Genomic DNA, 14,209 nt, shown 5'->3' with positions numbered 1-14,209 from the left:
GACGGCGGGGGCGGACGCGGCGGCCGGCCGTGCGGCGGGCGGGGGGGCCGGGGGCTGGACCGTCACCGGGGCCGGTCGGGGCGTTGCGGCCACCGGTGACGGGGTCGGGGTCGCGGCCGCGGCCGCGGCCGCGGCGGGAGCCGGTACCGCGGGTGTGGCCGGGACGGCGATCCGGTAACCGTTGTCGATCGCGTCGCGGTAGGCCGCCCTGCGCTCGGGAGAGACGTAGTTGATGCCGTTCAGCAGGATCGACATGCCCTTGGCGGGCACCTCGGCGACGGCCTCGGCGACATAGCGGTCGGTGGTGGCGAGCGACAGTCCGAGGACGGCGAGCTGGGCGACGCCCTGCTTCAGCGCGACATCGGCGTCCCGTCCGGGGCCGGCGTCGAGGCTGACCACGGTGTGCTCACGGTCGCCGAGGATGCGGCGCACGAGCTGGGTGAGGACGCTCTTCGGACCGAACTCCACGAAGACGCGGAACCCGGCGGCGTACATCTCCTCGACGCGGGCGGCGAAGTCGACCGGGTTGATGAGCTGTTCGGCGAGGACCGTGCGGTTGGCGTCGATGTCGTCGCCGTAGGCCGCGCCGCGGGTGTTGGCGAAGACGGTGCCGTTCGGCCGGCGGACCTCGACCCGCGCCACGTCACCGCGGAAGGCGTCGACGGCGTGGCCGACGAAGGGGGTGTGGAACGCGGCGGACACCGGCAGCCGGCTCGCCCGCAGACCCGCGTCCTTGGCGGCGGCGACCAGTCGCTCCACCTCTTCGGTGGCGCCGCCGACCACGATCTGGTCGGCCGCGTTGCGGTTGCAGACGACCAGGCCGGGGCGGTCGGCGAGGAGTTCGGCGACCCGCTCCTCGGGGGCGGAGACCGCGGCCATCGCGCCGGCGTCGAAGCCGGACTCCGGCGGCGGGGCCATGGCCTTGCCGCGGGCCCGGGCGAGGGCGAAGAAGGCGTCGTCGTCGAGGGCGCCGGAGGCCCACAGCGCGGTCAGCTCGCCGAAGCTGTGGCCGAGGAACCCTTCGGCGCCGAAGCCGAGTTCGGACAGATAGCGGAACTGGCCGGCGGAGAGGGCGCCGATCGCGGGCTGCGCGTACGCGGTGGCCTGGAGGGCGGTCTCCTGCGCGGCGCGCACATCGGCGCCGAACAGCGGCGGCGGGAACGCGACACGGGACAGCGGCGCTGAGCCCTCGAAGTGCACATTGGCCCGGTCGAAGGCGGACCGCAGCGGCGGCAGCGCCATCACGGCGCTCTGGCCGAGGTTGACGTACTGGCTGCCCTGACCCGCGAAGAGGGCGCCGACCTTGCCGGCCGGAGCGGCGCTGCGGCGGTAGTGGACACCCTTGGGGTGCGACCAGGCGTCGGCGTCGGGCCGGGCGCGCAGTTCGCCGAGGGCCAGGTCGCGCAGGGACTTCAGCTCGTCCTCGCCGCGCGCGGCCAGTGCGACACGGGCGTGGCCCGCGGGGGCCGGACCGCCGGTCGCGGGCACGCCGTCCGCGAGCAGCTCGGTGAGGGCCGCGGTGTCGGGCGCGTGCCACAGGTGCACGCGGGCGACGGGGTAGGAGACCCGCAGGTCGTCTCCGTCGCCGTGCTCCTCCAGCACCATGTGGAAGTTGGTGCCGCCGAAGCCGAACGAGGAGATGGCGGCGCGGCGCTTGGGGCGCTCGGGGTCGCGGATCCAGGGCCGTGCCTCGGTGTTGACGTAGAACGGCCCGGAGGCGAAGTCGATGGCGGGGTTCGGCTCGTCGACGTTGATGGTCGGCGGCAGGACCTTGTGGTGCAGCGAGAGCGCCAGCTTGATCAGGCCGGCCGCGCCCGCGGCCGCCTTGGTGTGCCCGATCTGGGACTTGACGCTGCCGACGGCCGCGTACTGCCGGCTGTCGTTGCCGTCGGACACCACCGCGGACAGCGCGCTCAGCTCGGTCGCGTCGCCGACGGCGGTGCCGGTGCCGTGCGCCTCGAAGAGCTCGATGCTCGATGGCGTGCAGTCGGCGTCCTCGTACGCGCGGCGCAGGGCGACCATCTGGCCCTCCTTGCGCGGGGCGTAGATGGACTTGAACCGGCCGTCGCTGGAGGTGCCCATGCCGCGCAGGACCGCGTAGATCTGGTTGCCGTCGCGCTCGGCGTCGGCGAGGCGGCGCAGGGCGAGCATGCCGATGCCCTCGCCGATGAGGGTGCCGTCGGCGTCCTTGTCGAACGGGCGGATGCGCCCGGACTTGGACAGCGCGGGCGTCTTGCTGAAGCACAGGTACATGAAGATGGTGTTCTCGGCGTCGCAGCCGCCCACCAGCATCGTGTCCGAGCGGCCTTCGAGCAGCTCGCTCACCGCGGTCCTGACCGCGCCGAGGGAGCTGGCGCAGGCGGCGTCGATCGTCATGTTGATGCCGCCGAGGTCGAGCCGGTTGGCGACCCGTCCGGCGACGACGTTGCCGAGCATGCCGGGGAAGGAGTTCTCCTCCCACGGGGCGTACGCCAGGCGGAACTTGGCGACGATCTCCTCGGCGTCCTTGTCGGAGAGGCCGCAGCTGCGGACGACCTCCTTGAGGACCGGGCTCTGAAGCCGCGCGGTCAGCGGCTGGGTGAGCTGGTTGGCGCCGGTGATGCCGAGGACGACCCCGGTGCGGGAGGCGTCGTACCACGACTGGCCGGCCTTGTCGGCCCCGGCGTCCTTCAGCAGGTCCCGGGCGACCACCAGGCTGAGCAGCTGGAGGACGTCGGTCACCTCGAGGGTGTTCGGCGGGAGGCCGAACTCCAGCGGGTTGAACGGGACGTCGGGGATGAAGCCGCCGCGCTTGGAGTACGTCTTGTCGGGCACCGTGGGGTCGGGGTCGTAGTGCTCGTCGACGTCCCAGTGCCCGGCGGGCACGTCGTCGATGCAGTCGGCGGCCGAGACGACGTTCGCCCAGAAGTCCGTGAGATTGCTGGACTTGGGGTAGAGCGCGGAGAGGCCGACGATGGCGATGGGGTCCCGGGCGAGCCGACGGTCGAGGTCGGATTCCTGCGAAGAGTTCACGGCAAGTCTCTCTGGATCTGGGCGAACAGGGACTTCGGTCTCGGCGCCCCGGCTCCCGGTCCGTGTGGGACCGGGGCGGTCGGCGGCCGCCCTCGGGGCGGCGGACCGGATCGGCGACTGTCGCGGCGGCGGGCGGGCGGCCGGCGCCGTACCGGGGTCGTCTGATGCGATGTGGGAGGCAAGGCCGTCGGTGGCGGGGTTCCGCTCCGGCCGAACGGCACGTTCTCGGTGCCTCGTCGGGCCTTGCCGGGCACCAGCGGTACGGAACCGGCGGGTCTCGCTCGCCTGGCCGCACCGGCCGGCAGTGGCCGTCCGGTGCGCCGTGGCGCTACGCCGCGGCGGTGCGCTTCTCGCTCTCCTCGGCGATGTGGGCGGCGAGGGCCTCGATGGTGGGGTGGTACCAGAGGGCCGTCGTTCCGAGCTCGAAGCCCAGCCAGTTCTCCATCTCACCGGCGATGATCAGCGCCTGGGTACTGTCGAGGTCGAGCTCGTCGAAGTACTGGTCGGGCGGAACCTCCGTCGGCGCCACACCCAGGCGCTGGGCGATCTCCTCGATCAGCCATTTCTGGGCTTCTTCGGCCGTCACGTTCGCCATTTCCCATCCTCTCCAAACGGCTTATTGCATGCCTTCGGGGAATGTTCGGCTTTTCCCCGTGAGGGCGCCTCGCACATCGAGGCGCCAAAGAATCATCAGCATTGGCCGGACCGGCCGCTAATCGGGACTTGCCCGCGATCGTGACCATAGGTGGGCACCCCTGCCGGGGCAACCGAACTCCGCTGCCGCAAACGTCGATTTACGTGCGGCAAATCAGCCTGTCAACCTGCGGGCCCCGGAATTCCTGCGCTGAGCTGCGATGATTCCTTCGGAGCGGACGGGACGGAATTCCCTGTCAGCCTGGCGTAAGGCTGTCAGCGCTCATGTCAGCCGTTGCCGCCGGCTGTCAGCGGCTTTGTTTGTACGGCCCGGCCTCGACGCCCGGTGTGCGCGCAGCGGGTAGAGGTTGTCGGCCTCACCGCCGCGGGCGAGTTCGGAGACGAGTGCGCGGATGGAGACGTGCGGCGTCGCCGCGAGACGGGCGACGGCCATGCGCAGTTCCAGCGGATATTGCCCGCAGACGGCGGCCAGTTCCTGGGTGGCCTCGGGTTCCGCCGCCGTGCGTTCCGGACCGAGATACGTCTCGATCAGCTCGTACGCCTCGCCGGCGGACAGGACGTCGAGGGCCACGGTCATGGCGCCCTCGCGCGTCACCAGGTCGATGAGGGGCGCCCGGCTGGTGACGAGGACGACGTTGCCGGGTGTCCCGGGCAGCAGGCAGCGGACCTGCGCCGCGTCCGCCGCGTCGTCCAGCACGACGAGGAAGCGGCGGCCGGCGAGCAGGCTGCGGAAGAGGGCGGACGCCTCCTCCGGGTTGTCCGGAATCCATTCGTCGGGCACGCCGAGGGAGCGCAGGAACCGGGTGAGCACGGTACTCGGGTTCACCGGCCGCTCCGCCGGGTCGGCGCTGCCCTGCAGGTCGGCGTACAACTGCCCGTCGGGGAACTCGGCGTGGTGCTGGTGGGCCCAGCGGACGGCCAGTGCGGTCTTCCCGATCTCGGAGGGACCGTGAACGGCCGCGATACCGACCGCCGCGTATCCCTTGTGCTGCTGCGCCAGCAGGCCGTCGAGCGCCGCCAGTTGCTGCTGTCTCCCGGTGAAGGGGGCGATCACCGGGGGGAGCTGGGCGGGCGGGGCGAGGCTGCGGGGACGGGCGGACGACGGCGGGGTGCGAGGCGGCGGCCCGTCCCAGGAGTGGTCGGGCGGGGCGTACCGCCCGCCCGGTGCGGGGCCGGCGGCCTCGGGGCGGTTCTCCGCGCCGTCCTGGACGAGGATGCTGTTGCGCGCCTGCCAGATCTCCTCGCTCGGTTCCACGCCGAGTTCCTTCTTGAGCCGCATCCGCAGGTCGGTGAACAGGCGCAGGGCCGCCGCGCGGCGGCCGGAACCGGCGAGCGCCAGCATGATCCGGGCCTGGAGCGATTCATGCAGCGGTTCCTCGTACGAGGCGACTCTGAGGTACTCGACGGCGAAGGCCGAGCGGTTCAGCCGCAGCGCAAGATCGGCGAACTCGATGGCCACGTCGATGTGACGCTGGGCCACCCTGACCACGGACGGGTGGTGCCAGAGCTGGGGCAGGTCCTGGAGCAGCCGGCCCTGCCAGCAGCGCAGGGCCTGCCGGTACAGCTCCAGCGCGGCGGTCGGGTCGTCCGTCGCGGTCCGGGCGGCCAGGGCGGCGCGCTCCTCGAACAGCGAGAGGTCCAGCTGCACTCCGCCGCTGTTGAAGACGTATCCACCGCGGACGGTGCTGATCCTGCGGGTCGTGCCGCCGTGGCCGGGGCCGGGCTCGATGATGCGGCGCAGCCGGGCGACGTAGGTGTGCACCAACTGCGGGTAGGCGGGCGGCGCTTCGCCGTTCCACAGGACGTCGGCGATCTCTTCGTGGCTGACGGTCTGGTCGGGCTGCACGGCGAGCAGGCCGAGCAGGGCGCGCTGCTTGAGCGGCATGGACACGGGCTCGTCGGCACTCAGGACGGTGAGCGGTCCGAGCAGCCGTATCTCCTGGGCGAATGCGGGTGGTTCGGCAGGGGCGCCGATATCGGGAGCGTCATCCGGAACCGCGGCCTCATATCCGACGACCTCGGCCATACGGGCCAGGGTCTCGAGCCGCGGATTCTTCACGTGCCCGCGTTCAATGTGACGGACGGTTCGCACGCTGATGGCGGCGCGCCTGGCCACCTCGTCCTGTGTTAATCCTGCCTTGATGCGCGCGGCACGCAGTCCGGAACCCCGTACAATCCTCAACCATCCCCCCACCCTTCAAGCAGGCAAAGACAAAACCGGCGCCAATAGCTCTGACTTACGTTCCGCTCACAATCACTCTATTGCGAAAAATTCACGGAAGCGATCATTCCGATTCAGGAATTCGTCAAGGTCGGCCTACCGACCGGACGGTCATCCGTTTTCCGGGGCCCGCGCGCGGCCGGCCGCGTGCCCCGGAAAGCGGTTCTCACACGGCCCGGAGCGAACCCTCCGCCGCCGTCTTCGGGCGGTCGTCGTCGTCCGGCACCGCGGTGTCGTGGTGCTCGGGAGAGCGGCGCACCAGCAGCAGGACCAGCACCCCGGCGAGCAGCGCGGCGAGCCCGCTCACCAGGAAGACCTGGTCGAGTCCCGCGGCGTACGCGTCCTCGACGGCCCGCGCGCCCGCGGCCTGTGCCTGGGCGGGCAGTTCGGCGACCACACTCGCCGACCTGCCGCCGGTGACCAGTTCGGCCGCCGCGTCGGAGTCGGCGAACGCGCCGTTGTCGGCCAGCTCCCGTCCGATCGCGCCGGTCAGAATGGCGCCGACCACCGGAATGCCGACGGCGAAGCCCAACTGCCGGAACGTGTTCGCCGCTCCACCCGCCATGCCCGCCCGGCTCGCCGGCGCGGCGGCCAGTGCGGCCGACGCGAGGATCGGCGAGGCGATACCGACACCGATACCCGTCAGCAGCATGCCGGGCAGCAGTGCCGTCCAGCCGGAGGTGCCGGTGAGCAGCATCTCCAGCAGCGTGCCGGCACCGATCAGCAGCAGACCCGCCCCGATCGGCCACTGGGGCGCGACGTTCGCGAGGAAGCGGCCCGCAAGGCCCGCCGCCACGAAGGACATTCCGCTGAGCGGCATCAGGATCAGACCGGCCTTCACCGGGCTGAGCTCCAGTACCGACTGCGCCCAGACGGAGACGAACACCAGATTGGCGAAGGCGGCCGCACTGAAGACCACCGCACCGGCCATCAGCCCGCCGAACGACGGTGTCCGCAGCAGCTTCAGATCGAGCATGGGATCGCGCCGGCCGCGTTCGACCAGGACGAAGGCGATCAACGCGACCACCGTGCCACCGAACAGCGCGAGCGTGATGTCCGCGCCCCAGCCGTCCTCGCCCGCACGGATCAGGGCGAAGATCAACAGGGTGGAGGCCAGGGTGAAGCCGACCGTACCCGGGATGTCGACCCGGCGGTCGGTCCTGACGGACGAGCCCGTCAGGTGCTTGTGGCCGACGACCAGGGCGATGGCCGCGACGGGCAGGTTGACCAGGAAGATCCACCGCCAGTTCAGATGCTCGGTGAGCAGGCCGCCGAGTATCGGACCGGCCGCGGCGGCGGCACCGTTGACGGCGCCCCACAGACCGAAGGCGATGCCCCGGTCCTTGCCGCGGTAATTGCTCGCCAGCAGTGCGGTGTTGGTGGCGAACATCGCGGCCGCGCCGAGGCCCTGGACACCGCGCGCGGCGATCAGCATGCCGCTGCTGTCCGCGAGCCCGCAGGCGAGGGACGCCAGGGCGAACACGGCCAGGCCGGCGAGGTAGACCCGGCGGGCGCCGGTGAGGTCGGACAGCGAACCGATCGCCATCAGCAGTGCGGCGAGCACCAGAACGTAGATGTCGACCACCCATTGCAGGGCGGAGAACGACGCGTCGAGCGAGTCGGTCATCTGGGGCAGCGCCACGCTGACGATGGTCACATCGATCAACAGCATGAAGGTGCCTAAGCAAACCGCCAGCAGCGGCATCCATTTGCGCATGACGCGGAGCCTCTCAGGGAGCGAGCCGAAATGCGGACAATTGCGCCGGTCGGCAGGTCGGGTCGACCGACGGCCCGAGCGAGCGGGGCACGCCTCGACCAGCGCCGTGAGCGGCGGTATCGGCAGCGGGCAGGTCTGTTCGGGCACCTCTTAGACAGTGGCTAATAGGTTAGGCTGACTCTATGCCCTGCGGGTCGCCGGGCGTCAAGTCGCTCCGGCCACTTCCCCTCAGCGTTAGGTTTCTCGTCATGTCTGAGTCAGCGCCGCGCCGTCGCTCACGCGCCTCGGCAGGCCTGCCGCCGATCACGGCGGAGAAGATCATCGACGCGGCTGTCGAACTGACCGCGGAACGCGGCCTCGACGGCTGGTCGATCCGGCAGATCGCCACCAAGCTGGATGTCTGGCCCGGTGTGGTCGCCCATCACGTGGGCGACCGGGAGGCGGTCGTCATGGCGGTCACGGACCAGGTGATCGGCCGGATACCGGTACCGGATCCGGATGTTCCGTGGCGCGACTGGTTCAGCTCGCTCACCTTCGACGGGCGCGAGGTCCTCAAGCAGTACCCGGGTGTGGCGCGGCGGCTGGTCGTGGTGGGTCCGAACGTGCCGTCCGCGCTGCCGACGATCGACACCGGCATCAAGGTGCTCCTGCTCGCGGGGTTCGGCGACCACGCGACGGAGATCTACCGCTATCTGCTCAACAGCGCGTTCATGCTGGTGGCGGTGGAGGACGACCGCGACAGCTTCTTCCCGAGCGCACGCGCGGACATGGGCCGCACGATGGCCGCGTTCGCGGCGGACCCGACCCGGCCGGGCCTCGCGGCGGCGGGCGCGCAGGCGATGGCCCGCAGTGCGGACGCGGGGGCGCAGGACCTGGCGTTCTTCCGGCTGACGGTGGAGAGGTCGCTGGACGGGGCGGAGGCGTTGCTGAAGGGGTGAGCCGTGGGGTGGGGTCCGGGGGTTGCGGCCCCCGGGGCCCGCGCCTCGGGCTGGTGCCCCGCACGACCGGGCGCGGACCTGGTTGTGGCGGTGGGCCTGCCACCCGCCGTACGTGGCGCACGGCCTGCGGCCGTGTCCTCAAGCGCCGGACGGACTGCAATTGCCGGCCCGCACGACCAGGCGCTGACTCGTTGCGGGCCGTGTGTCGGCCGACCCGCCATCCGTGCCGCACGACCTGCGGCCGTGTCCTCAAGCGCCGGACGGGCTGGAATTGCCGGCCCGCACAAACAGGCGCTCATGCCGGACCCGTGACGCCGGACGAGCTGCAATTGCCGGCCCGCACAAACAGGCGCGCCTGCCGGACCCGTGACGCCGGGCGGGCTGGAATGGGCGCACACACCTGAGTGGCGGGACGGTCTACGCGACCGGCCCGCCACTCAGTCGTGCGCTGCTACGACGTCGGCTGGTGCGCCGTCGTCGAGGACTCCGTCAGGATGCCCGCCAGGAAGCCCGCGATCTCGCTCACCGTCGGGTAGTTCCACAGCAGCGTCGCCGGGAGCGCCACTCCGAGGTCTCGCTCCAGCGCCACCCGTACCGCCGCCGCCAGCAGGGAGTCGACGCCCGCCTCCGTCAGGGGGCGGTGGACGCCGACCGCCGCCGGCTGCATGCCGAGGACCGCCGCGACCCGGCGGCGTACGTCGTCGAGCAGATACGCCGCCAGTTCGTCGCCCGTGAGGCCCACCCAGTCCGGTACCTCCGTGGGACGGGAGGCGTCGTCGCCCGCCAGTTCCGCCAGCAGGGCGGGGCGCGGGCCCGTGTGGCCGCGCAGCAGGCTGATGACCGTGACCAGCGCGCCCGGGGCTCCCGCCGCGGTCTGGTCGAAGGCGCGCAGCGCCTGGTCCGGGGCGATGTCGGCGGTGCCGCGGGCGGCCAGTTCGACGTCGGTCGCGTCGGCCGAGGTCGCCATGCCCATCCCCCGCCAGCTGGTCCAGGCGATGCTCACCGACTCCTCGGCGCCTCCCGTCCGCCGGTGGGCGGCGAGCGCGTCGAGGTAGGCGTTTGCCGCGGCGTACGCGCCCTGGCCCGGCAGGCCGAGGAGCGGGCCCGCCGAGGAGAAGAGGACGAAGAAGTCCGTCGACCCCGGCGGGAACAGCTCGTGCAGGACCAGCGCGCCCTCCGCCTTGGGACGCATGACCTCGTGCAGTGCGCCCGGTTCCAGGCGGTGCATCATCGCGCTGTGCACGGTGCCGGCGGCGTGGACGACACCGCGGATCGGCGGGAGCCCGAGCGCGTCGAGCGCGGCCCGGGTCGCCTCCAGGTCGGTGATGTCCACGGCGACGGTGCTCACCGTGACCCCGGCGGACTCCAGCCTGCGCAGCGCACCGACCCGGCGGTCGTCGTCGGACCACGCGGCGCGCGGCGGCACCGCGGTACGGCCGAGGAGGACGATGCGGCGGGCGCCGCGCTGGGCCAGGTGCTCGGCCAGTTCGAGGCCCAGCACACCGAGGCCGCCGGTGATCAGATACGTACCGTCGGCGCGGCAGCTGAACGGCTCGGCGTCCGGCACCGGCGTCGCGGGGACCAGCCGGGGCACGTGGACCGCGCCGTCGGCGACCGACAACACCGGTTCCGCGGGCCGCAGATGGAGCAGATTGAGCAGCAGCGCGGCACTCACCTCGTCGGGCGGGCCCGTCGGCAGGTCGACGACACCGCCCCAGAACTCGGGGTGTTCGCTGGCCGCCACGCGGCCCATGCCCCACAGCGGTGAGCCCGCCAGGTCGCCGATCGAGGCCGCGTCCCGTACGCCCGCGGTCAGGCACCACAGCAGCGGCTTGCGGCCGGGCAGGGAGGCGATCTCGGCGACAATGCGGGCGAACTCGACCGCGATGTCCGCCGGTTCGCCCGCCATCGGGGCGAACAGCACATGGTCGGCGTCGGTCACCGCGGTCGCGTCCACACTCACCGTGGCGCCGTGCGCGGCGCACGCCGGCACCAGCGAGCGGGCGAGGTCGGTCGGGCCGAGCACCAGAACCGTGTGGTCGGGCAGCGCGGTGTGCGTCTCGGTGTCGACCGGGAACTGCTGCCACTCCAGCTCGAACCGGCCGCTGGTGCTCTGCTCCTCCCCGGAGAGGTCGCCGTCGAGCTCCCCGTAGTGCAGACCGCGCAGGGTGAGGACGGAGTCGGCCTCCTCGCCCTCGACGGTGCCGCGGATCTCCACGTGCACGGTCGTGGGCCGGGCGGGGTCGAGGCGGACGGTGATGGCGGCCCGGCGCGGCGGCGGACCGGAGCGGGTCACCTGGTCGATGTGCGCGGGCATGCGCAGCACGCCGGGGCCGGTGAAGATGACCGACGCCATCGACAGGGCGGCGTCCAGGACGGCCGCCCAGCTGCGGTCGAGTTCGGCGGTCGCGACGGCCGTCAACGTGCCCTCGCCGCGCCGCAGTTCCTCGATCCGCCAGGGGTATCCCATGTCGGCGACGCCGAGTTCGGCGAGCCGCTCGATGACATGCCCGGGGTCGAGCACCTCGGGTGCGTCCGCGTCACCGGCCGGCGCCGCGGGCTCTCCCCCGCCGACGGTGGCCAGGGTGTGCGTGGACCAGGCCGTGTCGGGCGCGCCGAGCTTGCGGGAGACGAGCCGCAGACCGGTGTCGTCGCGGACGATCTGCACCTCCCGGGTCTCCTGCTGCGGCACGACGACCGGCTGGCGCAGCCGCAGGTCGGTCAGGACGTCGGTGCGGCCGGCGGACAGGAAGGTGTTCACGAGCACGGCGGCCGGGACGATCTCGGTGCCGAGGACGGGGTGCCGTCGCGGATAGGGGCGGGTGCGCAGGTCGAGCGTGGTCTGCCAGATCCGCAGCCGGGAGGCGTGCACCGCGGTCTCGGTGCCCAGCAGGGTGTCGACCGGCGACTCGGTGAGCCCGCGGGCGTCTACCCAGTGACGCTCGTGCTGCCAGGCGGTCGTCGGCAGATCGGCACGGCGTCCTGCGGGCTGCAGGACCGACCAGTCGACCGGCACGTTCGCGCAGTGCAGACGGGCCAACGAGGTGAGCAGTGTGGTGCGTTCGGTCTTGTTGCGGCGCAGGGTCGGTACGACCAGCGCGCCCGGCACGTTGGCCGTGGTCTCGGTGACCGAGTGGCTGACCACGGGGTGCGCGGAGATCTCCAGGAAGGTCCGGTGCCCGTCCTCGACGGCGGCCTGTACGGCGTCGACGAACCGGACGGGGTTGCGCAGGTTCGCCGCCCAGTAGGTCGCGTCCTGCCTGCGGGTGGACCGCGGGTCGTCGAGCGCGGTGAGGTAGAGCGGTACGTCCGCGGCCTTGGCCTCGATGTCCGCGACGGCGACGGCGAGATCGGCGCTGATCTCGTCCATGTGCGAGCTGTGGAAGGCGACGTCGGAGTCGACCCGGCGGACGGTCCGGCCGAGCGCGGCCCACTGCTCGGCGGCCTCGTCGACGGCGGTGATGTCCCCGGCGACCACGGTCGAGGTGGGAGAGGCGGCGATGGCGGCGCACAGCGTGTCGTCGGAGCCGATGATCTCCCGCACCTCGTCGAACGGCCGGTCCACCATGATCATGGCGCCGTTGCCGGCCACCTTGCGCAGCAGCGCGGAACGGCGGCACACCAGCCGGGCGCCGTCGGACTCGGACAGCACACCGGCGACGACGGCCGCGGCGATCTCACCGACGGAGTGGCCGATGATCGCGCCGGGCACGACCCCGTAGCGCCGCCAGACCTCGGCGAGGCCGATCTGCATGGCGAAGAGCATGGACTGGATGATGTCGACGGAGCCGAGCTCCCCACTGGTGAGCACCTCGCGCGGGGTGAGCCCGAGCTCCTCGGCGTAGATGGGGCCGAGGCGGTCGATGGCCGCAGCGAACACCGGCTCGTCGTCGAGCAGTTCGCGGCCCATGCCCGACCACTGTGCGCCGTGGCCGGAGAACACCCAGACCGGCGCGCGGGACGGGCCCGACGCGTCGCCGGTGACGACGGCCGGGTGGGTCTCGCCCGCGGCCAACGCCCGCAGACCGGCGGTGAGTTCGTCCTTGTCCGCCGCGACGACGACACCGCGTCCGGCGAGGTGTGCCCGGCGCCGGGCGAGGGTGTGCCCGATGTCGGCGAGGTCGTGCGCCGCGAGGCCGTCGGCGAGGCGTGCGGCCTGCGCGGCGAGGCCGGGCTCGTTGGCGGAGGAGACGGGGTAGAGGGTGACGTCCGCGCTCGCGGGAGCCGCGGCTGTCCCCTCGGCCGCGCCCGAGGAAGTGTCCGCCGGGGCGTCCGCCTCCTGAGTGGCGTCCGCCGGGGCCTGCTCCAGGACGGCGTGCGCGATCGTGCCGCCGTAGCCGTAACTGGCCACACCGGCCAGCCGCGGCCGGTTCACCGCCGGCCACGGGGTCGCCTCGGCGACCAGGCTCAGACCCGACTCGGCCCACGGGATGTCCTTGCGCGGCCCGTCGACGGTCAGGGTCGGCGGGATGACGCCGTGCTGCATGGCGAGCGCGGTCTTGATGAGACCCGCGACACCGGCGGCCGCCTCGCAGTGGCCGATGTTGGTCTTCACCGATCCGATCAGGCAGGGACCCTGCCCGGGGGCACGGTCGCCCACGACCTCGGCGAGTGCCGCCGCCTCGATCGGGTCGCCGACCTTGGTGCCGGTGCCGTGCGCCTCGACGTAGTCGACCTCACCGGGCGCGACGCCGGCCGCCGCGTACGCCCTGCGCAGCAGATGCGCCTGAGCGGTCGGGCTGGGCGCCATGATCCCGTCGGTGCGGCCGTCCTGGTGCACGGCGCTGCCGCGGACGAGCGCGATGACGCGGTCGCCGTCGCGCCGGGCGTCGGCGAGGCGCTTGAGGACGACGATGCCGCAGCCCTCGCCGCGGCCGTAGCCGTTCGCGGCCTCGTCGAACGCCTTGGAGCGGCCGTCCGGGGAGATGGCACCCGCGATGTCGAGGACGGTCGTCAGGCCCGGGCCCGCCATCAGCATGACGCCGCCTGCGAGCGCCACCGGAACCTCGCCGCTGCGCAGACTGGCGCACGCCTGGTGGAGCGCGACCAGCGAGGAGGAGCAGGCGGTGTCCACGGCGACGCTCGGGCCGCGCAGATCGAGGGTGTACGAGATCCGGTTGGGCACGCCGCACAGCGAGGACCCGATACCGGTCCACGCCTCGACGCCCGGCAGGTCCTCCAGGAGCCGGCGGCCGTAGTCGTCGGTGCCGACACCGACGAAGACGCCGGTGTCGCTGCCCGCGAGGCTCGACGCGGGGATGCCGGCGTGCTCCAGCGCCTCCCAGGCCACCTCCAGCGCCATGCGCTGCTGGGGGTCGAGCTGGCGGGCCTCGGTGGCGGACATGCCGAAGAATGCGGCGTCGAACCCGCTGATGTCGTCGACGAAGGCGCCGTTGGAGATCACCCGCGACAGGACGGCGGCGTTCTCCCGGGACTGGGCGCGCTGCGGCGCCCACCGGTCCTCGGGTATCGGTCCGGACGCGTCGCCCGCGTCCATCAGCAACTCCCAGAGCGCCTGCGGGGAGTCGACGCCACCGGGGAAACGGCAGCCGATGCCGACGATGGCGATCCGGTCCTCGGGGCTCGGCGGCAGGGGGGACATCTCACTCACCATGGGTCACCGCTTACGGGTCGGGCGTCGTCCGCTGTGGACGACGGGAGGACGAG

The 14,209-nt window shown here is 72.5% G+C and carries 6 protein-coding genes; 1 reads left to right on the top strand and 5 read right to left on the bottom strand.

The features are described 5' to 3' along the window. The 4 genes from ACFWU3_RS30725 to ACFWU3_RS30710 form a co-directional block, all read right to left on the bottom strand. The coding region (locus tag ACFWU3_RS30725) for a beta-ketoacyl synthase N-terminal-like domain-containing protein (protein ID WP_384444243.1) at positions 1-3,012 on the bottom strand (3,012 nt) is incomplete at its 3' end. Between the two features lie 328 nt (positions 3,013-3,340). Then, on the bottom strand, positions 3,341-3,607 hold the full coding sequence (locus ACFWU3_RS30720; RefSeq protein ID WP_384444241.1) for an acyl carrier protein: 267 nt from the start codon (positions 3,605-3,607) through the stop codon (positions 3,341-3,343). Positions 3,608-3,928: 321 nt separating this feature from the next. Further along, positions 3,929-5,860: a BTAD domain-containing putative transcriptional regulator gene (locus ACFWU3_RS30715; protein ID WP_384444239.1), complete on the bottom strand. Its 1,932-nt coding sequence runs from the start codon at positions 5,858-5,860 to the stop codon at positions 3,929-3,931. Between the two features lie 193 nt (positions 5,861-6,053). Continuing rightward, the gene (locus ACFWU3_RS30710; RefSeq protein WP_384444245.1) at positions 6,054-7,592 is read right to left on the bottom strand and encodes an MFS transporter; all 1,539 of its coding nucleotides are present in this window, start codon (positions 7,590-7,592) and stop codon (positions 6,054-6,056) included. A gap of 260 nt (positions 7,593-7,852) precedes the next feature. Between ACFWU3_RS30710 and ACFWU3_RS30705 the strand changes: the two genes are divergently transcribed. Then, positions 7,853-8,542 carry a TetR/AcrR family transcriptional regulator gene (locus ACFWU3_RS30705; protein WP_384444237.1) on the top strand — a complete coding sequence of 230 codons (690 nt, stop codon included), beginning with the start codon at positions 7,853-7,855 and terminating at the stop codon, positions 8,540-8,542. 451 nt (positions 8,543-8,993) lie between these two features. Here ACFWU3_RS30705 and ACFWU3_RS30700 read toward each other — a convergent pair whose 3' ends face one another. Continuing rightward, positions 8,994-14,144 carry an SDR family NAD(P)-dependent oxidoreductase gene (locus ACFWU3_RS30700; RefSeq protein ID WP_384444235.1) on the bottom strand — a complete coding sequence of 1,717 codons (5,151 nt, stop codon included), beginning with the start codon at positions 14,142-14,144 and terminating at the stop codon, positions 8,994-8,996. Positions 14,145-14,209: the final 65 nt, after the last annotated feature.

Origin of the sequence: Streptomyces sp. NPDC058685 (genome assembly GCF_042714725.1) — a bacterium.
Lineage (GTDB): Bacteria > Actinomycetota > Actinomycetes > Streptomycetales > Streptomycetaceae > Streptomyces.
The sequence above is the reverse complement of the archived record's forward strand: the minus strand, read 5'-3'. Positions and strand labels throughout refer to the sequence as shown.